This window comes from Soehngenia sp., from assembly GCF_055108775.1.
Genome location: NZ_JBSQIL010000011.1, coordinates 1 through 26,188, shown reverse-complemented (window position 1 = coordinate 26,188; position 26,188 = coordinate 1). Strand labels below are relative to the sequence as shown.

Annotated in this window: 25 protein-coding genes; 4 read left to right on the top strand and 21 right to left on the bottom strand. The window is 30.9% G+C overall.

The genetic code is table 11. The features are described from left to right. Window positions 1–24: 24 nt before the first annotated feature. The 11 genes from ACTB1H_RS02870 to ACTB1H_RS02820 form a co-directional block, all read right to left on the bottom strand. Window positions 25–1,062 carry a LacI family DNA-binding transcriptional regulator gene (locus tag ACTB1H_RS02870; RefSeq protein ID WP_463261324.1) on the bottom strand — a complete coding sequence of 346 codons (1,038 nt, stop codon included), beginning with the start codon at window positions 1,060–1,062 and terminating at the stop codon, window positions 25–27. 15 nt (window positions 1,063–1,077) lie between these two features. Beyond that, window positions 1,078–2,163: an ABC transporter ATP-binding protein gene (locus tag ACTB1H_RS02865; RefSeq protein ID WP_463261323.1), complete on the bottom strand. Its 1,086-nt coding sequence runs from the start codon at window positions 2,161–2,163 to the stop codon at window positions 1,078–1,080. Window positions 2,164–2,176: 13 nt separating this feature from the next. Further along, window positions 2,177–3,073 (bottom strand): sugar ABC transporter permease, encoded by an 897-nt coding sequence (locus tag ACTB1H_RS02860; RefSeq protein WP_463261322.1) that lies wholly within the window; start codon window positions 3,071–3,073, stop codon window positions 2,177–2,179. Continuing rightward, window positions 3,073–5,172, bottom strand: coding sequence for a carbohydrate ABC transporter permease (locus ACTB1H_RS02855; protein ID WP_463261321.1), 2,100 nt, complete (start codon window positions 5,170–5,172; stop codon window positions 3,073–3,075). Before ACTB1H_RS02855 ends, ACTB1H_RS02860 begins: the two co-directional genes overlap by 1 nt. 14 nt (window positions 5,173–5,186) lie before the next feature. After that, the gene (locus ACTB1H_RS02850) at window positions 5,187–5,621 is read right to left on the bottom strand and encodes a hypothetical protein (protein WP_463261320.1); all 435 of its coding nucleotides are present in this window, start codon (window positions 5,619–5,621) and stop codon (window positions 5,187–5,189) included. Between the two features lie 62 nt (window positions 5,622–5,683). Then, on the bottom strand, window positions 5,684–7,018 hold the full coding sequence (locus ACTB1H_RS02845) for a sugar ABC transporter substrate-binding protein (RefSeq protein WP_463261319.1): 1,335 nt from the start codon (window positions 7,016–7,018) through the stop codon (window positions 5,684–5,686). Window positions 7,019–7,108: 90 nt separating this feature from the next. Next, a complete protein-coding gene (locus ACTB1H_RS02840; protein ID WP_463261318.1) occupies window positions 7,109–9,469 on the bottom strand; it encodes a glycogen/starch/alpha-glucan phosphorylase in 2,361 nt (786 codons plus the stop codon). Continuing rightward, on the bottom strand, window positions 9,462–10,925 hold the full coding sequence (gene malQ / locus ACTB1H_RS02835) for a 4-alpha-glucanotransferase (protein WP_463261317.1): 1,464 nt from the start codon (window positions 10,923–10,925) through the stop codon (window positions 9,462–9,464). The genes ACTB1H_RS02840 and malQ overlap by 8 nt, the downstream gene beginning before the upstream one ends. Before the next feature lie 156 nt (window positions 10,926–11,081). Continuing rightward, window positions 11,082–12,230 carry a baeRF7 domain-containing protein gene (locus ACTB1H_RS02830; protein ID WP_463261316.1) on the bottom strand — a complete coding sequence of 383 codons (1,149 nt, stop codon included), beginning with the start codon at window positions 12,228–12,230 and terminating at the stop codon, window positions 11,082–11,084. 607 nt (window positions 12,231–12,837) lie between these two features. Beyond that, window positions 12,838–13,410, bottom strand: a complete 573-nt coding sequence (locus ACTB1H_RS02825; protein WP_463261315.1) for a xanthine phosphoribosyltransferase — start codon at window positions 13,408–13,410, stop codon at window positions 12,838–12,840. Window positions 13,411–13,717: 307 nt separating this feature from the next. Then, window positions 13,718–15,148 carry a transposase gene (locus ACTB1H_RS02820; RefSeq protein ID WP_463261314.1) on the bottom strand — a complete coding sequence of 477 codons (1,431 nt, stop codon included), beginning with the start codon at window positions 15,146–15,148 and terminating at the stop codon, window positions 13,718–13,720. Between the two features lie 164 nt (window positions 15,149–15,312). Here ACTB1H_RS02820 and ACTB1H_RS02815 point away from each other — a divergent pair, with 164 nt between their 5' ends. Continuing rightward, window positions 15,313–16,575 carry an L-cysteine desulfidase family protein gene (locus ACTB1H_RS02815; protein ID WP_463261313.1) on the top strand — a complete coding sequence of 421 codons (1,263 nt, stop codon included), beginning with the start codon at window positions 15,313–15,315 and terminating at the stop codon, window positions 16,573–16,575. Here the strand turns inward: ACTB1H_RS02815 and ACTB1H_RS02810 are convergent. From ACTB1H_RS02810 to ACTB1H_RS02790, 5 genes are all read right to left on the bottom strand, one after another. Beyond that, the gene (locus ACTB1H_RS02810) at window positions 16,572–17,039 is read right to left on the bottom strand and encodes a methylated-DNA--[protein]-cysteine S-methyltransferase (protein WP_463261312.1); all 468 of its coding nucleotides are present in this window, start codon (window positions 17,037–17,039) and stop codon (window positions 16,572–16,574) included. The genes ACTB1H_RS02815 and ACTB1H_RS02810 overlap by 4 nt on opposite strands. Window position 17,040: 1 nt before the next feature. After that, complete coding sequence (locus ACTB1H_RS02805) at window positions 17,041–17,838, bottom strand: J domain-containing protein (RefSeq protein WP_463261311.1); 798 nt, start codon at window positions 17,836–17,838, stop codon at window positions 17,041–17,043. A gap of 88 nt (window positions 17,839–17,926) precedes the next feature. Then, window positions 17,927–18,388, bottom strand: a complete 462-nt coding sequence (locus tag ACTB1H_RS02800; RefSeq protein WP_463261310.1) for a CBS domain-containing protein — start codon at window positions 18,386–18,388, stop codon at window positions 17,927–17,929. 14 nt (window positions 18,389–18,402) lie between these two features. After that, the gene (locus ACTB1H_RS02795) at window positions 18,403–18,957 is read right to left on the bottom strand and encodes an isochorismatase family protein (protein ID WP_463261309.1); all 555 of its coding nucleotides are present in this window, start codon (window positions 18,955–18,957) and stop codon (window positions 18,403–18,405) included. A gap of 11 nt (window positions 18,958–18,968) precedes the next feature. Beyond that, a complete protein-coding gene (locus ACTB1H_RS02790; protein WP_463261308.1) occupies window positions 18,969–19,454 on the bottom strand; it encodes a ferritin-like domain-containing protein in 486 nt (161 codons plus the stop codon). Window positions 19,455–19,606: 152 nt separating this feature from the next. On the opposite strand from ACTB1H_RS02790, the gene ACTB1H_RS02785 reads away from it, so the two are divergent. After that, the gene (locus ACTB1H_RS02785; protein ID WP_463261307.1) at window positions 19,607–20,452 is read left to right on the top strand and encodes a YitT family protein; all 846 of its coding nucleotides are present in this window, start codon (window positions 19,607–19,609) and stop codon (window positions 20,450–20,452) included. A gap of 9 nt (window positions 20,453–20,461) precedes the next feature. Next, entirely contained in the window at window positions 20,462–21,199 is a 738-nt protein-coding gene (gene truA / locus ACTB1H_RS02780) for a tRNA pseudouridine(38-40) synthase TruA (RefSeq protein WP_463261306.1), read from the top strand. 2 nt (window positions 21,200–21,201) lie between these two features. Here truA and ACTB1H_RS02775 read toward each other — a convergent pair whose 3' ends face one another. After that, a complete protein-coding gene (locus ACTB1H_RS02775) occupies window positions 21,202–22,266 on the bottom strand; it encodes an AI-2E family transporter (RefSeq protein ID WP_463261305.1) in 1,065 nt (354 codons plus the stop codon). A gap of 161 nt (window positions 22,267–22,427) precedes the next feature. Here ACTB1H_RS02775 and mnmA point away from each other — a divergent pair, with 161 nt between their 5' ends. Continuing rightward, window positions 22,428–23,528 carry a tRNA 2-thiouridine(34) synthase MnmA gene (mnmA, locus tag ACTB1H_RS02770; protein WP_463261304.1) on the top strand — a complete coding sequence of 367 codons (1,101 nt, stop codon included), beginning with the start codon at window positions 22,428–22,430 and terminating at the stop codon, window positions 23,526–23,528. A 32-nt stretch (window positions 23,529–23,560) separates the two neighbouring features. Here the strand turns inward: mnmA and ACTB1H_RS02765 are convergent, their stop codons facing one another. The 4 genes from ACTB1H_RS02765 to ACTB1H_RS02750 form a co-directional block, all read right to left on the bottom strand. Next, entirely contained in the window at window positions 23,561–24,025 is a 465-nt protein-coding gene (locus ACTB1H_RS02765; RefSeq protein ID WP_463261303.1) for a C-GCAxxG-C-C family protein, read from the bottom strand. Between the two features lie 11 nt (window positions 24,026–24,036). Next, window positions 24,037–24,960 carry a TDT family transporter gene (locus ACTB1H_RS02760; RefSeq protein ID WP_463261302.1) on the bottom strand — a complete coding sequence of 308 codons (924 nt, stop codon included), beginning with the start codon at window positions 24,958–24,960 and terminating at the stop codon, window positions 24,037–24,039. A 131-nt stretch (window positions 24,961–25,091) separates the two neighbouring features. After that, window positions 25,092–25,382, bottom strand: a complete 291-nt coding sequence (locus ACTB1H_RS02755; protein ID WP_463261301.1) for a hypothetical protein — start codon at window positions 25,380–25,382, stop codon at window positions 25,092–25,094. Window positions 25,383–25,602: 220 nt separating this feature from the next. Continuing rightward, window positions 25,603–26,188, bottom strand: a 586-nt coding sequence (locus tag ACTB1H_RS02750; RefSeq protein ID WP_463261300.1) for a hypothetical protein, incomplete at its 5' end; no start/stop codon positions are given.

Genomic DNA, 26,188 nt, shown 5'->3' with positions numbered 1-26,188 from the left:
AAAGATAAAAATTAAGCTCTCATTTTAAAAATGAGAGCTTAGATTTGCTGATGACTTTCTTATATGAATTGTGTGAGGAACTATTGTTTTCTTTATATTTCCCCCTTCAATATTTTCAAGCAATATCTTAACAGCTTCTTCTCCTAAAGTATCGGCATGTATATCAACTGAAGTGATTGGTATCTGAAATTGTCTAGAAAGTATACTGTTATTAAAGCTAGCAACAGCAACTTCATTAGGTATTTCAATATTGTTTTCTAGCAAGTATCTTACTACCCCGAAAGCCACTAAATCGTCTGTTGCAAGAATTGCATCTGGATTTATTTTGTTATCAAATAAATACTTTGCATAAATATATCCAGTTTTTTCATCGAAATCCCCTATATAAATTAAATTCTCATCAATTTCATATTTAGCTTCAATTAATGCTTTCTCATATCCTTTAATTCTATGAACAGTTGCAATCATGTTTTTGTCCCCAGCTATGATAGATATCTTATTTTTACCTTGTTGTATCAAATGTTTGGTTAATTCATAAGACGCAGTAATATTATCATTGTCTACATGGTTGAAGGTTTGTCCTTCATCAAGTGGAGAACCTATAACACAAAATGGAAAATTTATTTCTGTTAAATATGCGATGGCTTTATCATTGACTCTACTTGTCATTAAAATTACTCCGTCTATCTTTGAAGCGCTAATTAACTTCTTCATTGACTCTATCTCATCTTCATCGCCTTGAAATGTAGATAGTAGAACATCATAGCTAAAAGTTGTCGCACCTCTAACTATACCTCTTAATGCTTCTTGAAAGAATGGATTAAGTAAAGTCTCTCCCGGTCTAACAGGCATTATTAGTCCAATAGTGTTAGAAACACTACTAGCTAAAGATCTAGCTATTGCATTGGGATAATATCCCAACTCTTTCATACATAATTTAACTCTTTTTGCAGTTTCTTCACTAATTCTTGGACTATTTGATATTACTCTAGATACCGTTGAAGGCGAAACATTTGCCATCTTTGCAACATCTTTTATAGTGGTTCTCTTAATGCTTTGCATTCTATCTTCTTCCCTTTAATTTATTCTCATAGTTGTTTCAGAATCAAAATAATGTATAGCATTAATATCAAATCCAAATTTATGAACTTCTCCTTCATTATATACATAATGTCCTGGAGTAGATATGACTAAGTCCGAACCATCTGAAAGTTTTGCATGAAGTATCTTTTCTTTTCCAAGCATTTCAACTACTTCTATGGTTGCAGTAAAATTGTCCCCAAATTCTCCGCCACTCTCAAATCTCTCAGGCCTTATACCTATGCATATGCTTTTGTTTTCGAATTCTTTTAGTGCTTTTCGGTCTTCTTCTGAAGGAGTTAACACAATAGTCTCATTTTTAGATATAAATTTACCGTCTTTATAGATACCTTCTATAATATTCATAGTAGGTGAACCTATAAATTTAGCAACAAAAATATTACTAGGTTTATTGTAAAAATCATCTGGTTTTCCAACTTGTTGGATTTTCCCTTTATCTAAAAGGACAATCTTTGTTGCCATAGTCATAGCTTCTGTTTGGTCATGAGTAACATATATTGAAGTAGTCCCTAGCTGTTTGTGTATCTTAACTAATTCAACTCTCATATGTTCTCTCAACTTAGCATCTAGATTTGATAATGGCTCATCCATTAAAAAAACTTTAGGGTTTCTTACAATAGCCCTGCCTAATGCAACTCTTTGCCTTTGCCCTCCAGAGATATCTGCAGGCTTTGCATATAAGTAATCTTCTATTTGCAATAATTTAGCAGCAGATCTAACCCTTTCATCAATTATTTTTTTCTGCTCTTTCCTCATTGTTAAGGAAAATGCCATATTCTCGTAAACAGTCATATGTGGATAAAGTGCGTATGATTGAAAAACCATAGCAATATCCCTATCCTTTGGAGGCACTGTATTAACTCTCCTGTTGTCAAATAAAAGATCGCCTTCTGTTATTGAGTTAAGTCCTGCTATCATTCTTAACAATGTGGTCTTTCCACATCCTGATGGACCTAGTATTACGCAAAAATCCTTATCATCTATCTCAAGGTTTATATTTCTAAGAGTAAATTCTTCTCTACCTTCGTATTTTTTCCCAATATTTTTTAGTTCTACTTTCATTATATAATTCCTCCTATCCTTTAACAGATCCGCTTGTTAAGCCTGAAACAAGTTGTTTTTGTAAAGCCATGAATAATACAACAATTGGTATTGCTGTTAAAAGTCCTCCTGCTGCGAATGCTGGTTGATTCATCGTTCTAAAATCGGTTACAAGAGTATACAATCCTGCTGCTAATGTGTATGAACTTGGATTTGTTAAAAGAACCTTAGCTAATAAATAATCCATAAAAGGCCCTATAAATGACCAAAGAGCTATTATCGTTAACATAGGCCTAGCTATAGGCATTATTATTAGCCTATAAACATTAAAATTAGAACACCCATCGATCCTAGCAGCATCATCTAATTCAGTTGACACTGAGTCGATGTAACCTTTTAGAATAAATGTATTTGATGCTATAGAACCTCCTGTATATATCAAAATCAACATCATCTGTCTAGTGAATTGAGGAATTATAGCTGAAATAATTGAATGCATTGTAAAATAGGCAGTGATACCAGCAAAGGTAGGTATGGTTTGTATTAACAAGATAGCCATTAATGATGCTTTTCTACCTTTGAATCTATATCTCGAATATGCATATCCTGTAAACGATACAACTATCAAAGTAAGTATAGCTGTGGTTCCAGCTATAATTAATGTGTTCTTAACCCATGTTAAATAAAGTGTTTCAGTAAATAAATACTGGAAATGTCTAACAGAAAATTCAAAATTAGAATTAGCCATTATATATTGTTGTTGCTTTCCGTTAAATGCAGATACAAACATCTGAAACAAAGGCCAAATGATTGCATAAACCCAGGCAAATAGAATAACATAAGATAAGAATATCCCAATTTTACCAAATAAAGTTAATGGAGGTTTGTCAGAAAGATACAATTTATCCTTTTCTTCTTTTTTTCTTGCCATTACAATCTTCCCTCCTTAAATTGCTTAGAATTTCTAAATCCTATGAAAGTAAACAGCATAAGACCAATAGATATAAACATTGTTATGGCTGCTCCAATAGCCTGATATTGATTATCCATTGTCAATTTGTAAATATATGAAATCAATATATCTGAAGACCCTGCTAAATTTCCATATTTAATAGGATTGAAAGGGCCACCGCCATTAAATAAGAATATAGCTGAAAAATTGTTAAAATTGAATGTATATTGAGTTACCAATAATGGTGCTGTTTGAAATAATACCAAGGGTACGGTTATTCTTCTAACCTTATCCCAAGCAGTAGCCCCATCCATATCTGCTGCTTCATATAAATCTCCTGGAATAGCTTGCAATACTCCTGTTGTAAGTATAAAAATATATGAGCTTCCTAACCAACCTTGCATCAAGATAAGCGCAATCCTAGTTAATGTTGGATTGTTTTTTATCTCTATTCTTAATCCAGTTAAGTCGTTTAATATTTCAGTTAACACCCCTCCTGGTGCTACCATAATGCTGAAGAACATTATTGTGATAAATGCAGGAACTGCCCAAGGAAGCAAGTAAATAGTTCTAAAAAATCTCTTTGCCTTAATTCTTTCATTATTTACTAAAAGAGCAAGAATAAATCCAATCAAAATTGCTAAAGTCGTGGCTACCAATGTCCACACTAATGTCCATCCTAAAATCAGCCAGAAAACTCTACCTGCTAATCCCTGTCCTGTCAAAATCATCTTATAATTGCTTAAACCAATCCAAGTAAACTTTGATTGATGCTGTGGATCCATATTGGTAAATGATAGTAGGAACGTTGTCATGATTGGAACAAGTACTATGAATATAATTATCAATAAAGCTGGCAAGGATACAACATAAGGGAATCCATCTTCGGATATAGCGATTTTGGTTTCTTTCCAAGTGCTTGGTCTGATTCCTTTTATGGCATTTTTTTCTACTTTATTTACATCTATAAAAGATATAACAAATATTGCTAAAGCAATTATCGATAGAAAAACTGCTACAATCCCTTCTATCATAAATATTATTGATTTATGAATTCTAAGTCCGCCTTCAGCCAAGTTTATAAGGCCTGCTATACCTTGTCCTTGATAATTCCCATATCCTAGAGCATATGGAATTGCAATAAGATATATAAATGCTGAACCTAGTAAGAATAAAAGCATTTTCATATATTGTTTGTTTAATCCTTGTCCTAACCCTGGAATCAAAATAGTTAAATATGAATAATATGGTATGGTTTTTTCAATTTCAATAGGAATTTTTCTCCTAAAATCTGAAATATCGGCTTCCATAACCTTTATCATTGTATTTAACCCTTTTTTGAGGTCGTATTTTTTAGACTTTATAAACTCTTTGTTGGAGAATTTTTTCGATTCCCTTCTTTTAATTTCTAGAGCATTTACATATTTCTTTTTTAACTCTATCAAGGCATTTTCTTCTGCTTTCTTAGAAATTAGCCCTTCTTTTCTTAATTTTTTAATTCTCAGCTTCTCTTTTTTCAGAAATTCTTTTTGAGCTTTTTTAAATTCCTTGAATTCTTTTTTGAGATTAGATTCATCTAAATTCTTTAATTCTTTCTTTTCTTCCTTTGCTGTTCTTAATTCATCCTGACCTACTGTTAAAAATTCAATTATATTGGGTAAGTGAATCGTTTCTAATCTAGCTTTCTCACATTCAAATTCAGCCTCATAGGATAGATCTATATAATCTTTGTAAAAATTTAATTTTTTTTCACTTTCAAATAATTTTACTTTTAAGTTTTTAACTCTTCTACTTGTTTTTTCATCTTTTAAAGTGTTTCTATAATCTTTAGATTCCTTCTTTAATGCTTTTAGAAAGTCTTTTTCTTTTCTTTCAAAATCTTTTAACGAAACAATATACTCATGTTTATTTTTATTTCTTTTTATTTCTTTTCTTTGTTTTTTTAATTCATTTCTAATTTTTTTATCTTTTTCTTCTTTGATTTTTTCATCTAATAATGCAAGCTCAAGAAGATATTTGTTTTTTCTTTCATAAGTATTTCCTATACTATCAACTAATAAAACATTATACTTGCCCAATTTTTTCACCGCCTTTAGTTAAAATCTTCTTTTATGGCTATAAAAATATATGTATAAATAATTAGAATAACGTACATTCCCAATATCAGAAAATAAAAAAACGAGTTTATATTTCTTGTTATAGCAGTAAATGTTAGTCCCCCTAATTCCAAGAAAATAAAAACATAAATCAATAACTTATTTATATAAAACTTATTAAGAGTTAAAAATGCACTTAATCCTAATACCACTGGAAAAATTATTTTCAGAGCATATGAAATTAAATTGGCATTTAAATATTCCACAAAAGTCTCTTCGATTGGATATTGTGTCAAGTCATTTGAAATAACCCACTGATTAAAAAACGTGCCATCCTTTATTATTATCATCAATTCCATAGAAGATAACAATATAATAGCAGCACAGAAAATAAATAATATATAGAAATGTTTTTTTGATAAATGTTTCATCTTATCCCTCTTTATTGTTTAATACTCTGGGAATAATCTCTATTCCCAGAGTATTATTAAAACTAAAAGTTATTCATCATTGATTTAAATGCAGCTTGCATTACTGAGTAAGCTTCTTCAACTGTTGCTGGCTTTGTTGATGACCATGATAAGATACCATTCTTCCAAGTATCCCATACTGAGCCCCATTCAGTAAATAGTGGTCTTGCAGGAGCATTGTTATATGATTCAATTACTGCAGAAATAACTTTCTTATCAACTTCTGGCAAATCAGAATTCATATATTCTTCTACTTTTACGTTTTCCATGATTTTACCTGTTGCTTTGAAGAAATCAACTGCATAATCTGGATTCAATACTTCTTCAATGAAAGCTTGACCTAGTGCCATTTTATCTGGATCGCCTTCATTTCTTGAATTGATTACCATTCCCCATCCACCTTTCCAGTGAGCTAATGGATGTCCAGCTACTGTTACTCTATTAATAGGAATGATATCCAAGTCTTCACCGTTTCCTGCTAGTGCAGAAAGGCTTGCTGTTGACCATGGACCTTCTAATCTTATAGCAGTATTCCCACCAGTTGCAAATTCAGTATCCATATAACCCCAAGCTGCGTCAGCATCCCATAAAGGTGTTCCATTTTGGTTGTGTTCTTTCCAATAGTTATATAGAGCTGTAAATACTGCTTTTTGTTGGTCATTTAATTCGCTGAAGTCTTTAGTCATGTCTGAGTATAAATTACCAGCATCATCTTTTCCTAATAACTCAAGCCCAGCAGCATTAGTGAATGATACTCCAAACCATGCATCAAATGCTGGAATTAACATATCTTGATATCCTAATTCTGTAAACTCTATGTCTTTTGTCAAATCTATGCCTAAGTTTTCAGCATTTTTAGTGTTAACAAAATTTACTAAAGTTTCAATATTCATTGGGAATGCTAAGTATTCTCCATCAATATTGAAGTTTCCACCTAAACCTGCATCAAAATCATCAAATCCACCTATATTAGCAGCCATAGTTTTTGCGTCTAATGCTGCAAGAGCTTCATTTCTTGACAATCCATAAATTCTATCTGCTGGTATTGCAAATACATCTGCAACATCTGGGTTTGTAACATCAGTTGCATCAAGAACGTCTAAGTGATCAAATGATGGAATTTCTATGAATTCGATCACTGCTTCAGGGTTCTTTTCAATAACTCTTTGTGCAGCAGCCTCATAATAAGGTTTCCATGATGGTTCAACTTGAACTGTTATACTAGCTTTAATGCCTTCAACTGGTGCTGGTTCTTGTGTACCAGGTTCTTCAGTAACTGGCTCCTCGCTACCACCTGAGCAAGCTGTGATAGAAAGCGCTACCACTAACAACAATGCTAACAAAATTCTTTTCTTCATTTTTCCCCCTCCATTTTTTATGCATACGATTGCATATTGTTAAATATATAATTTAATTTCAAGGGCCGCAAGTCTTACGACCCATGAAAATTAAATCCTCTCTATGTTCCAAATTTCATTGGCATATTCTTTTATAGTTCTATCTGAACTAAATTTACCCGAATTTGCTATGTTTAACCATGCTTTCTTAGCAAAATTTAATCTATCTTTGTATGCAATATCTACTTTTTCTTGCATCTCACAGTAGCTTTGGAAGTCTGCCAAAACAAAGTAGACATCAGGTCTTTCCCAGCTTGTACCATTGATTAATGAATTGTATATATCTTTATATACTCCCGTCTTATCCTCGAATGTATCATCGATTAAAGTATCAACAACTCTTTTTAACCTTCGATTTGACTGATATATCTCTTTTGGATTATAATTAGCCGCTAGGCTTTGAATTTCCTCAACTCTTAATCCAAAAATAAAATTGTTTTCTTCTCCTGCTTCCTCAACTATCTCTATATTTGCTCCATCAAAAGTACCGATAGTTGGTGCTCCGTTAAGCATTAGTTTCATATTCCCAGTACCCGAAGCTTCTTTACCTGCTGTAGATATTTGCTCAGAAATGTCTGCACTAGGCATTATCTTTTCAGCATAAGAAACTCTATAATCTTGAACGAAAACTACCTTTATTCTATTATTTACATCAGGGTCATTGTTAACTAAGTTTGCAATATCATTGATGAATTTAATGATTCCTTTAGCTCTATAGTAACCAGGTGCTGCTTTGCCTCCAAAAATAAATGTTCTAGGATAAATATCCAAGTTTGGATTTTCTTTAATTCTAAAATAAAGATCTAAAATATGAAAAGCATTTAAAAGTTGTCTTTTATATTCATGTATTCTCTTTACCTGAACATCAAAAATGGAATCTGGTGATATTTCAATGCCTTCTACTTCTTTTATATATCGAGCTAATTGCTCTTTCTTAGTCTTTTTAATTTTTATGAATTCTTCAAGCACTTCACTATCATCAGCAAATTTTTCTAAACCCTTTAATTTATTTAAATCTACAATCCATTCTTCTGTGTTGAGCAGACGAGTTATCAAATTTGATAATTCTGGATTTGCTTGCAAAAGCCATCTTCTTTGAGTTATACCATTAGTTTTATTGTTAAATTTTTCAGGATATAGTTTGTACCAATCATTTAATTCCTTTTTGATTAGCAAATCAGTATGAAGTTTCGCAACCCCGTTAACTGATTTAGAGCCATATATTGCGAGCCAAGCCATTTTGATATTGCCATTGTGTATTATCTCATATTTATATACATCCTCATCTTTAACGCCCATGCTTTTTATTTCTTTGATAAGCTTATCATTAATTTTTTTAATTATTTCTAGAACATTCGGTAACAATTCTTCATAGTACTTTATTGGCCATTGCTCAAGTGCTTCTGCCATTAAAGTATGGTTTGTATACCCAAATGTTTTTTGAGCTATGCTTAATGCTTCATCAAAATCAATGTTTTCTGATATCAACAATCTAATCAGCTCTGGTACTGCTACTGCAGGATGTGTATCATTTAATTGTATTGAATGGTATTTATAGAATTCATGTAAATTGCGATTTTTTTTCTTGAACTTTCTGATTAAATCTTGTAAAGATGCAGAAACAAAGAAATATTCTTGTTTCAACCTCAATTTTTTACCTTCTTCAAATGAGTCATTAGGATATAAGACTTTTGCGATATTCTCAGCATCATTTTTTTCTTTAACAGCTAAATCATAATTTTGATCATTAAAAGCTTTAAAGTCAAATTCATCTAATGATTCTGCTTTCCAAAGTCTAAGTGTATTAATTAATTTCTTATCATATCCTATAATAGGGTAATCATATGGCACAGCCTTAATTACAGTATGATCAAAACTTACATATACTGTTTCTTTAACTTTCCTAATACCCCATGGATCTCCGTATTTAGTCCAGTTATCTGCGACCTCTACCTGTTCTCCATTGATAAATTGTTGTTTAAACAGTCCGAAGTCATACCTAATTCCATATCCATCTAGCGGATAACCTAAAGTAGCAGCTGAATCTAGAAAACACGCCGCAAGCCTTCCTAATCCACCGTTGCCAAGCGCAGGATCTTGTTCTGATTCCTCTATTTCAGAATAATTAATACCTAAATCGCTTAGAATCTTGTCAACTTCATCTTTTACTCTTAGATTTATCAAATTGTTGTCTAAAAATCTGCCTAATAAATACTCAGAGGAAAAATAATATGCTTTCTTTTTTTCTTCGCTCTTTTCTATTGAATCATTCCAAATAGGCAGTACTGTTTCCATAAGAGCTTTTGATAATGCTACATATTTTTCATTATTATCTAAATCTTTAAATCTACTTCCAAAAGTTGTCATTGAATATATCTCAATTCTACTTTTTAAATCTTCGTGATTAATCAAATTGTTCCCTCCTATAAGTCTTAGTCAACTCTCTTATAGATTCGGCCAGCTCATCAGTTAGCATAGACTTATCTATTCTCCACTTCCAGTTATCCCCTAATGTTGCTGGTGTATTCATTCTTGCTTCTTCGCCAAGGTTTAAAAAATCTTGCATTTGGCAAACTGCTAAATAAGCAGTTGATGCCCATACGCCTCTTATGAGTCCCCAATTGTATCCTTCTTTTTCGTCTAATTTTAGATATTTTATAGCAAAATCTTTTTCTTCCTCTGGAGCTGTATCAAACCAGTCTTTTACTGTTTTATTGTCATGGGTACCAGTATAAAAGGTTGCATTTCTAATTAAGTTGTGTGGTAAATTTTCACTATCACCTTTTGGATCAAATGCGAATTGTAATATTTTCATCCCTGGGAAACCAGTATCTTCAATCAACTTTATAACTTCGTCAGTTTGATATCCCAGATCTTCAGCAATTATATCTAAATCTCCAAGTTCTTCTTTGATTTTATTGAAAAGCTTCATTCCAGGACCTTTGACCCATTTACCATTTACTGCATCAACAGAACCATATGGTACTTCCCAATATGACTCAAATCCTCTAAAGTGATCTATTCTTAAGGTGTCAAATAAATTGAAACTATGTTTTATTCTTCGCACCCAGAACCTATACCCATCTCTTTCCATTTCATCCCAGTTGTATATTGGATTTCCCCATAGTTGTCCTGTGCTAGTAAATGCATCAGGTGGTACTCCTGCAACTGTTTTTGGAACTAAATTTTCGTCTAAATTGAAAATAGATGGATGTGCCCACAAATCCGAGCTATCTTCTGATACATAGATTGGTAAATCACCAATTATTTTTATTCCTTTTCCATTTACATATTTCTTCAATTTAAGCCACTGTTTTTCAAAATAATATTGGGTAAATATCCAAAACTCTATCTTTTCCCTGTTGTTTTTTTCAAATTCAATGACTTTTTTACTGTTAAATTTTCTAAATTCATCGGGCCACTTAAGCCATGATAGACCATTAAATTCATCTTTTAATGCCATGAATAAAGCAAATTCTCTCAGCCATTCCTCATTTTTTAAATAAAAAGCCTCTAATTCCGACTTTAGATTTTTTTTAGCTCTATCAAAAGCTAGCCTTAGTAATTTATATTTGCCTACATATAGCTTTCCATAATCTACAGATAAACTATCATCGCCTAAATCTTCTTTTTTAATTTCATCTAAAGTTAAATAGCCTAGGTCAATAAATTCGTTTAAATCTATAAAGTATGGATTTCCAGCAAAAGCCGAAAAACATTGATAAGGACTATCTCCAAAACCTGTTACACCTAACGGAAGTATTTGCCAATTATTTTGACCTGCTTTTTCCAAAAAATCAGCAAAATCGTAAGCCTCCTTACCAAAATCGCCAATTCCATATTCACTTGGCAGTGACGAAATATGCATCAAGATCCCACTTGTCCTTTTTTTCAAGGTGTTACACCCACTTTCAATAACTTTGTGCAATCGTTTGTACAATATATTTATAGTTTATATTAAAATGCTTTTTTTGTAAAGAATAAATTTTAAAATGATTAAAAGCTAGACCATATGGCCTAGCTTTTAATATCTTAATATTGCTGATATAGGTTTTTCTACAGGTAGATTTTCTTTCTCCATTACATAAACTTTTCCACCATTAAACAATGTCTTAAGAGCTATATAATCCAATAAATCTGTATTTGAACCGACTTCTTCATTAGTTACTTCTACTTCAAATTTTTCTTCATCAAACTTCCCAAACAGTTGATAATCCTCTGCTACAAAAAGAGTTTCGACATTTCCGCTATAACTTAATTTTACTAGTTCTTTTGCTTCTTCACAAACGAGTTGTGGATTAGCATTTTTCAATTCTAATAATCGATTTTTATCTTTATCTATATGATTTTGTATTATTTTTGAATATATTTCTACTGCTTTTTCATGAACTTCTTTTGGTTTTACACCTATTGGGCTGCCTTTGATATATTCATCTAATATGTTTTTATATGAACTTACTTCCTTGTACATAGAGTATATATATTCAACACTGTAAATAATCAAAGGTTTTTTTGTGTCACTGATTAGTTTGCAAACTTCCTTATCTATATTTCTAAATAAATTGGATAACTCAATTTTCTCAGTTTTGCTCAGTTCATGAAGACTGTGCATTCTGCCACCAAATCCTCTTGCAGCACCTTTGGGACTAGTTGCTTCTTGATGTAATTCATTACCTGGGACAAAATCTCTTACCAACTCATCTATCTGAGGAGCTTCTATTTTATTTATCTCAAAAGGAGTAGCTTCATATAAGTTAACTTCCTCTTGACTAAGTGTTAAGATATAAAAATCTGATAATTGAGTAAAATATTTTAATAGTGGTCTTATATAAAATCTATTTGATACAATAGACAATTCTTTAAATTTCACAGGAAGTGAAAAATAAGTAAAGAAATCATCTGATAAAAATATTGCTAGTCCATCTTCTTGATATTGCCAAAATATAGTTTCATCTACTAATCTGTTTGCTGGTTTTAATAAATTATCTATATCTCTTTTGTTATAGCCTAGACTAGATAATTTCTTTTCTACCTCATTAAGTCTATTCTTTAAAATAATTCTATTTTGGTTTACTTCGATGCCAGCTCTAAAGGTAGGCATATAAATAGATATCAATGCCCTTCCTTCGAAATTAGACAAATTCATTATAGTATTGAGTTCAAGTCTTTTCATCAGCATCTCCCCCTTTATTATTCGTAGTCAATATTAAACTGTCTTATATAATAATTACCACATTTAACCTATTATAAACACTTATAAACAATATTGTATAAAAGCATTTAAGATGTTATAATATAACAAACCCCGTATGGGTATGGAGGTGCTATATGAAAGAGAAATTAATGGGTTTATCATCAATATTAACAGCTCTATTTGCTAGCCTTTGCTGAAGTGGTACGCTTATATTAGCAACCCTAGGTCTAGGGTCTTTAGGAAGTGCTTATTTTTCAAATATGACTCAATATAAACCTTTATTCGTCTTGATAACAGGGATCTTGATTTATAAAGGCTATACTCAATTAGAAAAAAAGAAGGCTTCAAAATCTACAAAAGTGTTTTTCTATGTATCTTCGGTTATAGCAATAATAATGCTATATCTGCCTACTATAATAAGGTTTGTGAGCTAAATTTTAATATTTGTACTGTATATATTTTAAGTCTAGCCTTTTGGCTAGACTTATCTTATACACAATATTTTATTAGTAGCTGTTTTTTATAAAAATTTCTTTTTCTTAATTCTTGTATTCTGATTTGAGCTATCATAATGGGAAATAATAAATCAATTTCTAAAAACCACTTTGTTAGATTTAATATCATCTATAATAACAAGTGATTCTAAATTAAATCCTCTGTCTCTGATTAGTTTTCCTCCATCTTGAAAGCCTTTCTCAATTACTATCCCTATCCCCTCTATTGTAGCATTTGCTTGATCTATAATATCAATAAGACCTTCTAATGCTTTTCCATTTGCTAAAAAATCATCAATTATCAATATTTTATCTTCCTTATCTAAAAATTTCTTAGCAACACGAACTGTGTAGGTTTCATTCTTAGTAAATGAATAAACTTTGCTCTCATATGTATTATCATCTAAATTTGTAGATATAGTCTTTTTTGCAAACACCACATCTACATTGAAATATTGTGCAGTAATTGCTGCTATAGCAATACCAGAAGCTTCTATGGTCAATATTTTGTTGATATTTTTGTGTTTAAATCTCTCGTAAAACTCCTTGCCTATTTCATTTAACAAACTTATATCTAATTTATGATTTAAAAAAGAGTCTACCATTACTATATTATTTCCTCTAACTGTACCGTGTTCAAGTATCATTTTTTTTAATATTTCCATCACATCGCCTCCATTTAATTTATTATACTAATATAGCTTAGCAAAATAATCAACAAAAAACACAAACTTTTCTATTTAATTAAACAATCAACGAGAATTAAAATTACCAAATATAACTAAATTCCTATATAACTATTTGACTTAAATATTGTATAATTTTATTTAGATAGTTGCAGAATGTAAATTTAGAGTTATCCACAGGAATTAGCTTAAAATTATCAAAGATATTAATATATCAACAAAAAAAGAGTATAGAAAAACAAAGGTTTAACTCAACCTTTTAGAATTAATATTTAGTTGACTAAGATTAAGCAATTAAAGATTTAATAGCAAGAGGATTATCATAGTTTTTAGTTTTAAATATAAGTATAAAAGCGATTAGTTGAGAAATACAAGCAAGTAAAATATCTGATTTTAGAGATACGGTATTTCTAACTCTTGATGATTTAAGTTGAATGAAATTCTTAATTTGACAAATGGATCTTTCACAGATAGTTCTAAGTTTGTATAGTTTCTGCCACTTCAAGCTATCGCGAGGAATAGAAGAATTAAATCGATAATTATGATGTATAGTAATTTGCTTAATTCTTCCACACTTTGAATTGGTACATGGATTTTCACAATTTAGTATATAGCTGATTTTACCTTTAACATTAATTTTCTTAGCCTTTGGACATATATACTTTATTCTATCAGCTCTACCTTTTTCACGAGTGATACCATCGTAAATCATAGGTAAAGAAGAATCATATGGACAAAGAGGAACTCCTACTTCATTAAATCCAGGTTGTGGTAAACTAGGTGAATTACGTGGATTTAAAGAGATAATAGGCATAATGTTTTTTTCATGCAGATACGCATAATTATCATCAGCATCAAAACCAGCATCGCCCAAGAAATATTTATATGAAAAATTAGGATGCAGTTGGAAATAGGTTTCTAGAGATGGAATCAAAGATTTAGCATCGTAATTATCCTTAATATCTTGTGGTCTTAAATCTTTTTCTAGATTGTTATCCGCATCATAGAAATTAACATTTCTAACAACACCAAGGGCATTGGTAGAGATAATACATTTTTGGAAGTATCCAAAATGACCATTAAGATAAGCTAACTTCATATCAGGATTGGAATTAGCAGACTTAGGCATTTGACCTTGAGCATATTTTTCAACATCAAAAGTTGAATCAGGATTATTCTTAGCAAATAACTTAGCATAAGTCTTAGCTTTTTTAAGTTGAGATTGATAAAACTTAGGATTATTCTCAGTAACATAAGCTTCAAATCCAGTAGTATCAGTAATTAAGATAGAAGCTAAGAAAGGATTAATTTCCTTTGAAATTTCTTCAGTTACATCAACTAGGTTATTAAATAAATCATTTAAATTTTCTAGGTAGTTATCTTTAAACCTTGAAAACTGAGACTTATGAGGAACCTTAAGAAATCCACAAAATTGACGCATTTCAGAAGATATATGTAGCAGTGAAATTAATAGCTCTATTGAGGGTATGGCTAGTATGTTTTTGAGAATAAACGCGTAAATCATGGATTCTAGAGTGAAATCTCTTTTAGTACCAAAATGAGCATAATATTTTTGGTAAAAGGAAAAAGGGATATAATCACTAATATTAATGAATTGATTTAATAAATTAAGCAGATTGTTTTGATTTTGATTATAAAATTTATCAAAGTCAGTAGAAATATCACAAAGATTTAATTGTTTAGCTGAAACTGGCATAGGATTCTCCTTTCTAAAATTATTTTGAGTTATATACATCTAATTAATGAATATATACCCAAAATGGGGGGAATCCAGCCATTTCAATATATAAAATGTAGTATTAATGCGAGTTGTAGAGTTCTGCAACGAGCTAATAATTTTATTATGAGGGGGGGATATTTTTGGATGATAAATTGTTGTCTATTTTAAAAAATCAAGTATTTAAATCATTAGGTTGTACAGAGCCAGCAGCTGTAGCGATGGCAGTAGCTCGAGCAAGAGAAATATTAGGTGGAAAAGTCGAAAGTTTAGAAGTCCGTGTAAATACGAATATTCTTAAAAATGCCATGAACGTTGGTATTCCCTATACTGATGAGAAAGGACTTTTAATGGCGTGTGCAATTGCAATGGTTAAAGGAAGTTCTTCAGATAAGCTTGAGGTTTTAAACAATGTAGATGAAGATACTTTAGATTTAGCCAAAAGTATAATCTCACAAAATAAGATAAAAATAGATGTAGATTTTGACAAAAAATTCTTTTACATAGAAATAGACGCCTATTATAAAAATAACTTCTCTAAGGTTATTGTCAAAGAAAACCATAAAAATATCTGTTATGAGTCGTTAAATGGACATGTAATAAAAAACGAAAATGATTTATCAGATAAAATAAATTTAAGAGATGAAATATTGAATTTTACTATTAGCGACCTTATAAATTTCTCTAGAAATATAGACATAAAAGCACTGGATTTTATAAAAGAAGGTATTGATCTTAATTTGCGTTTAGCTAATATTGGAGCGACCCAAAATCTTGGAATTGGTATGAGTAGAGTATATATGAGTGATATCGGTGATGTATATAAAAAAGCGAAAGCTCTAACTGTAAGTGCATCAGAAGCAAGGATGTCAGGTTATCCATTGCCTGTTATGAGCTCTGCAGGTAGTGGAAACCATGGTTTAGTAGCTATTGTACCATTGGCTGTTATAGGAGAAGAACTGGGCAAACCATACGAAGAAATCATTCGTGCAATTACACTTAGTCACTTAATAACAATATATGTTAAAGCACATATAGGCACACTAAATCCAATATGTGGTTGTTCTGTTGCATCTGGGGTTGGGCTAAGTGCAGGTCTTACCATGCTTAATGGAGGCAATGATAGTCAAATAAAATCGAGTATAAACAATACTCTTGCAGGTGTATCAGGTATGTTCTGTGATGGAGCAAAAACAGGGTGCGCTTATAAACTATCTATTTCTGTTACAGCAGCCATAGAAGCTTCCAACCTAGCTATTTCAGGTGTTTCTATCCCTAGTGACAATGGCATACTCGGAAACAGTCCAGAAAAATCTATTGAAAATCTGAAGTCCGTAACTTCTAAAGGAATGAAAGATGTTGACAAGGAAATTTTGGAAATAATGCTCAACAAGCTATATTATTAATAAATTTTTTCAATCTCAAGGAGGGCTTTCTTTATATCAAGTCCTCCTTTATATCCAACAAGTGATTTATCTGCACCTACTACTCTATGACATGGTACTATTATAGGGATAGGATTTTTATTGTTTGCTCCACCAACAGCTCTATAAGCTTTATCGTTGCCTATGGACTTTGCAATTTCACGATATGTCTTTGTTTCCCCGAAAGGTATTTTCAACAATTCATTCCAGACTTTTATTTGAAATTCAGTCCCACTTAATCCAATAGGAATCGTAAACATTTTTCTATCCCCATTAAAATATTCTTCTAATTCTTTAACTGTCTTTTTTATTAAAGGAGTCATCTCCATTTCATATGAATTCGCTATCATGTCTTCATTGTATTCAATTCGTACTATTTTGTTTTCAATTTGATATATATTTAGTTTCCCAATTTTACTTTCAAACGAATAAGCATATCTATGCATTTCAATTTGCTCCCTTTTTTATGTTTTTATATCTTTCAATATTTTCTTCAGTTAAAAATTCATATGCATCATTTATTTCTTGAAATTTTCTAGTAGCATCAGGAGATTTATTAAGATCCGGATGATACTCTTTAGCTTTTTTCCTATAAGCTAATTTTACTTGATAAATATCTGTATCAGGCGATAATCCTAATAATTTGCAACTATTTTCGTATTTACTGATAAATTCTGTCGCAGGATTTTGATAAGTTGTACCATTGTATTGCCCACTTGTATTCTGATAATAGCCCTGATATCCCCTGTTGTAGCTCTGATACTCTTGCCACTGCCTAAATCTTTCTTCCCAAGCTTCCCTTTCTCTTCTTTGTCTTTCTTCTCTTTCCTTTCTTTCTCGTTCCTCTTCCATATGCCTGTATTTTTTGCCGTACTCATTAAATGATTTATATTCTGCTTTCTCTTCAGTAAGATATTTACTTAAGTCAAACAAATACTCAGTTACAATATATTTTAAGTATTGTAAATAGGATATAAATTTTTTCCCTAAAATAGGGATTACAATAAATAAAGTAATGACTATTATTGTTATAGGATTAAATAACAATGCTATTCCAATTGGTGAAAATAAAAGAAATATTACTAATATTCCCCCCATAGCAATAAGAGTCAATAATATTCTTCCTAAACCAATAATCAAGTTAACTATTGTTTGAAATATCCAAATAAAAAAATCAAAAATGTATGAAATCGCCTTAGCTATTCCATAAATAACCTTTCCAGCTAAATTTTTAAAAAAATTCATCATTATCCCCTTTAAATTTATGTGAAATATACTAATCATACTAACTTAATGATAACAAAAATACAACTAAAAATAAAAGGTTCTGAAATCATTCAGAGCCTTTTGGAAATAAGTAATTCATTATATCTTTTCTAGAAATTATTCCAACCAATCTATTTTGATCATCTAAAACAGGGAGTCTCTTTACCTTTTTTTCTACCATCAAGGTTGCTGCTTCTTCTACAGTAGCATTTTCATTGATTGTTATTACTTCATCAGTCATTACATCTTGCACAAAAATACCTAAATCCTTCTTCAATTCTTCAAAAAATCTTTTAGGAGTGTCCAAATAAATTAGCCCTCCTAGAATTTCTATCGCTTTTGGTCCCTTTATATTTGTTCCTCTTCTTATTAAATCACCTTCTGTAACAATTCCTTTAAGATTGCCGTCATCATCCACTACAGGAGCTCCACTTAAGTTTTTTTCAGTAAAAAGCCTAGCACAATCTTCTACTGTGTCATTTAATTTAATGGTATAAACTTCTTTAGTCATGATATCTTTTATTAGCATATAATCCCCCCTATTTAGATAAAATCAACTCTTTTCTCTACTAAATCAGCTAAGTTTTTATTGTGCCCATCCTCATCTACATAACCTATGCCTTTTAAAAACACCTTAACTTTTCTACCACTATTTAATAAATCAAGAATAGTCTCTCTTACACAAAATTCACTGGCTATACCACACACAACAACTTCATTTTGAAGTATTTCACCTAATATTTGGTCATTTGAATTCCTTGCATAAAATGCTGAATATTCCTCTATTTCATCATCTATACCCTTATAAAACATGTTTTTATCATTTGGTCTATTATCTACATCTATTAATTTTTCATAAAATGTATCATCTAATTTCGATCCATTTTGATTTTGAACACAATGAACTGGCCATACTCCCCCATTTATATCAAAGCTCTTGTTAGTTTCTGTATGCCAATCCAATGTATAATAAACATTGACATCATTGTTGTTGATAAAATCAATTATATCGTTAACAGCCTCTTTAGCATGTTTACATGCTAGGCTGCCTTCTATAAAATCATATTGGCAATCTATCACCACTAAGTCCATCCCCATCAATTTCACCTCTAGTATTCTTCTCTTATGCCAAATTCTGCTGATTCTACCCACTCTTCTGCTTTTCTAAGCAATTCTACAATATTGTTAAATAATTTATAATGATTTTGTTCTTGCTTTATTAAAAAATCTAGCAATACTCTTTCTTCATCATCCTTTGCAAGTTCTCTCATTTTATTATACAATTCAATGCTTTCATTTTCTTTTTGAAGAGCAAACCTATATACATCTATTTGTTTAGGGTCTGTTTCAGTATCAATCTTAAAGTCCTCTTCGTTTTTAAATAAATAATCAAAATCGATCTCTTCTTTAGCTTCTGGTATAGTATAATCAATTTTCTTTGAAAAATTCTCTAGTAATTCTCTATGTTTTCTTTCTTCGTTCGATAGCAATCTAAACACTTTAGATATTTCTTTTCCTTCATATTTATCTGCTTGTTCTTTATAAAAAGTCTCACCATCGGTTTCAATTTGAATAGCCATTTCTATATAATCCATAAAAACCCCTCCTAAAATTTAATAATTTATAGTGACTTTATACCCATATTTTCTCATATATCCCAACGTAGATATTACTATTTTATAAAATTATTTTCTGTGATATATTATATTTGTTCTAATTCATAAATTTAATATGCGAGGAGATAACTATGAAATTTAATTTAAAAAGATTTGTTTACATCAATACAGGCTTAATCATAATGACTATCGGACTTTATTTCTTTCTTATGCCTTCTAATCTAGCAGTCGGCGGTGCTACTGGATTAGCTATGATTTTAAACTATTTAGTGCCTTCTATACCTATGGGAGTTATACTGGCAATTCTAAATGTAATACTATTTATTTTAGCTTTTATCGCAATAGGTAGAGATTTTGGCGGATACACAGTGTATTCGTCTTTTGCATTCTCAGCAATGATAGCATTATTTGAAACAATAATTCCTATGAATGAACCTTTTACAGATGATTTATTCATCAACCTAATATTTGGAATATTGATAACTGGAATTGGTATGGGTATAGTATTTAATCAGGATGCATCCACTGGTGGTACAGATATTATCGCAAAAATTATAAATAAATATACAGGAATAGCCATGGGCAAATCACTATTGATTGCAGACTTTTTAATAGTTCTTTTTGCAAGTTTTGTATATGGTGCTAGATTAGGAATGTATGCTTTATTAGGTATTGTTATAAACTCTTTTGTCATAGACAAAATCATCTCTGGTTTCAATGTAAAAATGAATATGACCATAATATCAAAAGAGCTTGATAATATAAACGACTTCATATTGAATGAAATTGGCAGGGGTACTACAATCTATTTAGCAATTGGAGGATATTCGAAAGAAGAACGAAAGATTATCAATACCATAGTTTCTAGAAATGAATATGTAAGAATTAGAGATTATATAAGAAGCATTGACAATAAGGCTTTTATAGCAGTATCACATATAACTGAAGTTGAAGGTGAAGGCTTCACATTTAATTAGAGGTGAAATATGAAAAATATAAAGATGATTTTAGAATATGATGGTAGCAAGTATCAAGGATGGCAGAAATTAAGAAACACCGAAAACACTATTCAATCAAAAATTGAAAAAACAATAAAACTAATACTAAATGAAGATATATCATTAATAGGCTCAGGAAGAACAGATGCAGGAGTTCATGCTAAAGGTCAAGTAGCAAATTTTAAGACTAACAGTGAAATTACCATGGATGACTTTGTTTATTATATGAATATATATCTACCAAAAGATATAGTAGTTAAAGATGCAAAAGAAGCTTCAGAAAGATTTCACGCAAGGTACAATGCAAAAAGTAAAGTTTATTCATATTATATATATAATGATTTTTATCAATCACCTTTTTATAGAAAATATAGCTACCATATCTCAGATAAATTAAATATTGACAACATGTTAAATGCAAGTAAGTTACTGATTGGTAAACATGATTATAAAGCTTTTTCATCTGTAAAAAGCAAAAATAAATCAACAATAAAAACTGTTCATTCGATAGAAATTGAACATAAATCTCCATTTATTTGCATAAGGTTTGAAGCAGACGGTTTTCTATATAATATGGTGAGAATATTGGCAGGAACTATTATAGAAGTTGGAAAAGGAATAAGAGATCTAAACACTATATATGATCTATTTGACTCTAAAAATAGAGCCGAAGCTGGATTTACAGCGCCGGCTCATGGTCTATTCTTAGAAGAAGTAAAATATTAAATTTATTTAGTGGGATTTTCTCTTAATTTATTTCTATATTCTATGATGTATTTCCCGATATTTATCAGAATAGCCATTAGTGGTACTCCGACTATTAACCCTATAATCCCAAAAATCGATCCAAAGAATAAAACAGAAAACATCACTAGTAATGGATGGAGTCCAACTGAACGAGCCATAATCTGTGGAGATATTAAGTCTGATTCGCCTTGTTGAATAATTACAATTGCAAGTACCATCCACAATGCTCTAATCGGGCTTATCATCAGCGCTAAAATCACAGGCAATATTCCCCCTATCCAAGGGCCAAAATACGGAATAATATTAGTCAAACCAGCTTGTATCCCAATGGTAATTGCATAAGGTACTCCTAGCAAAGCAGCTGCTATTCCTGTTAATATTCCAACTATAAGAGCGATTATTAACTGTCCTCTGATAAAACCGCCTAGTATCCTATTCATATCGCCAGCTACTTTTTCAACTTCTGGATAAATTTTATTAGGAATTATATTCTTTAAAAAGTTTAATATTTTATCTTTGTCTTTTAAATAATAAAAAGTTATGATAGGTGTCATTAACAAATCAAATAATGTAGCTGTTGATGCAACTAAAAAAGATACTATATTTTCTAAACTAGATTGGATATATTTAGATAAGTTTTCTAACTGACTGTCTAAATTAATGTATTCTTCCAATTTTAAAATCACTGCTCCAAAATTTTCATTTCGCAAATCATCAAACCACTCTTGAACAAACATCACAATATTAGGTATGTCCCGTATAAATCCAGTTAAGTCACTCACGGTTTTTGGTATTACTAATGCAAAAAATAATGATAGAACTACCAGTATAATTGCAAAAATTATCAGAACTCCCCATTTTCTTTTTATATTTCTTCTTTCCAATATATTAACTAACGGATTTAAAATGTAAGCTAATACCATTGCATATATGAAAGGATTGATTACTCTAGAAAAATATCCCCATAATCTAAAAATTATTATCAAAGATAATATTGCTAAAATACCGTCAAAAATCCATATTCTTTTTATTTGTTTTAGTTTCACTTTGCCACCCCCACCCTTTGTCATAATAAAAGTCTACCACTGAATAAAGTTTTTTTCAATTAATTATGCTTGTAGTCTAAATATGAAAATGTTAATATAATTAAAGAATAAATTTATCACTTCATTAATGAAGTGATATTTAATTTAAAAGAGGGATGTAAATGAAAAAAAGAGTTATATTAGGCATGAGCGGAGGCGTTGATTCTTCAGTTTCTGCTTTGCTCCTTAAAAATCAAGGTTATGAAGTAATTGGATTGTTTATGAAAAATTGGGATGAAAAAGATGAAGATGGTGTATGCACAGCAACTCAAGATGCAGAAGATGCAATGCGAGTAGCATTTGAATTAGGCATACCATGTTATACAATAAACTTTGAAAAAGAATATTGGGATAGAGTTTTTAGCTATTTTCTTGATGAATACAACAAAGGAAGAACACCTAACCCAGATGTGATGTGCAATCAAGAGATAAAATTCAATGCATTTCTAGATTATGCTTTAAACCTTGATGCTGACTATATCGCTATGGGTCATTATGCTAGAGTTAAAGAAGAAAATGGAGAATATCTTTTGTTAAGAGGTGTCGATAAAAATAAAGATCAATCCTACTTCTTATCTAGAATTGGTCAAAAAGCACTTTCAAAGACAATCTTTCCAATTGGAGATTTGACTAAAGAAGAGGTACGAAGAATCGCAGAAGAAACAAATCTCTACACTGCAAAAAAGAAAGATTCAACCGGCATATGTTTTATTGGAGAAAGAGATTTTGATAAATTTTTAGATAAATACCTGCTTGCAACTCCCGGGGATATAATTGATGTTGATGGCGAAAAAATTGGCGAACACACAGGTCTTATTCACTACACAATAGGCCAAAGAAAAGGTATAGGAATAGGTGGAATAAAAAGTGGGGAGCCATGGTTTGTAGTTGGCAAAGATTTGAAAAAAAATATACTGTATGTAGCTCAAGGTGAGGAACATAAAGCGCTTTATTCAGTATCATTGTTTGGTGAAGAACCTAAGTGGATCAGCGAAAAAGAGCCTGAATTTCCTTTGCATTGCACTGCTAAATTTAGATACAGGCAAAAAGATATACCAGTTGTGGTAGAGAAACTAAAAGATAAACTGTATGTAAAATTTGAGTATCCTGTAAAAGCAGTAACCCCAGGTCAAGTTGCAGTATTCTACGATGGAGAAATATGTCTAGGAAGTGCGATAATAAACAAAGCGATACCACTAGATGAAAAATATGATTTAAATTAAAACACTGTATGGTTAAACCATACAGTGTTTTCTTATTCTACTACTACTTTACCGTCTTCAATTAGTTTATCTGCGACCCATTCTGCAACTTTTCCTGTGATTTCTACACAATGCATCTTTCTTTCTGGACTTTGGAATTTATCTCCAGCCCACTGTCTAGTCATTACCCTACAGCAAGTTGAGCCATATTCTTCTTTTATGTAGTCATGTAATCCTGCTGATATAGGGAACATTGCATCATCCATTTTTTCGCCATAATTTCTACCATAAACCATTCCCAAAGCCATGATTCCCCCACTTACTGCCCCACATAGACAACCTGATTTTCCTATGCCGATAGGGAAACCTGATGCCATTTTTACTATGTCATCTTCATAGGGTTTACCAAGAAAATTATTTATTGCTCTAACAATGGCTTCAGAACAGAAAAATTCCCCTCTTTGAAAATAGCCCTCTGCTTCATTTTTAACTTGATTAACTAATTCTTCTCTAGTCATCATATCACTCCTTAATTAGAAATTGTTTTCTTACTTATAAATGAAATGTATCTTATTAAAACATATACAACCAATAAAACTGCAATTATTTCTTCTATTAATGCAACTGAAGTTAAAAAGCTCAACGATTCATTAACTCCTTTTAAATAATTAGTAGCTCCCTTTATCCCTATCGCTGTTATAACAGTTGGAAAAGTAAATGCAGAATAAGAAGGATAGAATTTTAAGCTCAATAACTTCGGCAATCTAGCTAGTACATAAATATAAAGAATTTGAGAAATTATTAAAAGTGCTAACACTGCTGCATAACTTTTATTTTCAAATACATTCATATATCCTGCAAGTAACAAACCTGCTGGCGCAGTCATAATAGCAATAGTTGGCAGTGCTGGCTCAGGTATTTCTTTAACAACAAACACTCTCTTTATTATTACAGGCAACAATACTATAAAACTGATTAATCCAAAATAAAACAATATCCTCCCTATAGACTCATAGCCAAATGCTTTAGAGGAAATTGAACCTGCTACAATCCCAACATAAACTATAAACCATGAAGGAAATACTTTTTTAATGTCAAATTTTGATACAAAATTAATTGTAAACCAAATTATCAATATGATATGAAATGCTAAACCAACTATCCATAATCCCCTTGCTGCTGGTTCTGAATATGGTTTTAAATAAGTACTTAAAATCATAATTGCCATGCTAAATGTTGGAAACGAGCTTGCTACCACTGGATTTTCCAATTCTTTTTTTGAATCCTCAAAATAAGCAAATATTTTAATAATCAAAAGTATTGCAAGTACAGCACTAATAATACCAAAAATATTGCGATATACTTCTCCACGGCTTTGTACTAAATTCCCACATGCCGCAAGCCCTAGTATAAGCCCTGAAATTGGCAATGGAATTTTTTTAATTTTCTCCATAAAATCCCTCCTTAATTTGTCAAAGTCTATTTTAGCATAAAATTAGAATCTCCTTCATTGAATTTTTCTATATATTTTTAAATTTAATGTTTTTTTTCTATACATAAATTCCACGAGACAATAGTACTCATCTATATCATACTAACACTATAGTATAATATAATTTTGTCTGCCTCCCCCTGTTTACAGGGGGAGGCAGACATCTCTATGTCATGCATGGTTTTACCCTTTATCATACTGTAATCAGCCCTTTTTTCTTCATCCACAAATATTCTTTCTTTTATATTCCCTGCACTATCTTTTATTACTACTTCAAATCTTGCTTTCGGGGTTTCGAATTTTACTTTGTACTTATCCCTTAAGATATCCAAATATTCATCGTAAGTTATTGGAGGAGGTTCTTCTGCAAAGACACTCTCCACACCCCCTAAGCTAAATATAACCATAAACATTATGGCTATTAAAATATTTAATTTTCTTCTTAATTTATTCGTGTGTATACACCTCCCAATTTATTTTAACCCTGCAAATTTCACAGAGTTAATCTAAATATATATACGAAAAACTGATGCTTTTTATACATTTAAAAAGACATAAAAAAACACCCTTAAGTTTTTAACTTAAAGGCGTTTAAATTAAATTTTACCATTCATCCCAAGGAATTAATTTCATATTTCCATCTTCTGCAAAGAGGTCTTTTACATCTTCTCTAATCCTTACTTTATGGAAATATGTCTTAGTGTATCCATTTGCAGTAAAGTCTATTTGAAATACCAATATATCTCCCTCTTTTGGAAACGCAACTATTTCATCTTTTGTGCTATTAAGTTTTAATGATCTGACATTTATATCAAAATCATATAAATCTCTTGCTCGTGTAAGCCTTTCATATGTTCTATTGCTATATTTTTCTATGTTATCAATTATAACATAATCTCCTTTTTTAGCAGTGGTAAAATCATCTTTTTTATACACAAGCCAATCAGGATCACCACCTATTAACTTAGTTGTTACATTAAGACCTAAATCTTTATATTCTTCAACATTTCTTAATTCTATCCTAAACCAGCTTCCATATGCTCCCCTTGTTTGTGGGTAAAAGACTGTTATAATGTTTGGCTCTGGGAAGGGGAGTTTTTCAGGAGTAGTATCAGGGTTAGGTGTTTTAATATCTATAATGTTTACTTTTAAGCCTCTTTGATAATCAATTGTTGCACCAAGAGCTTCT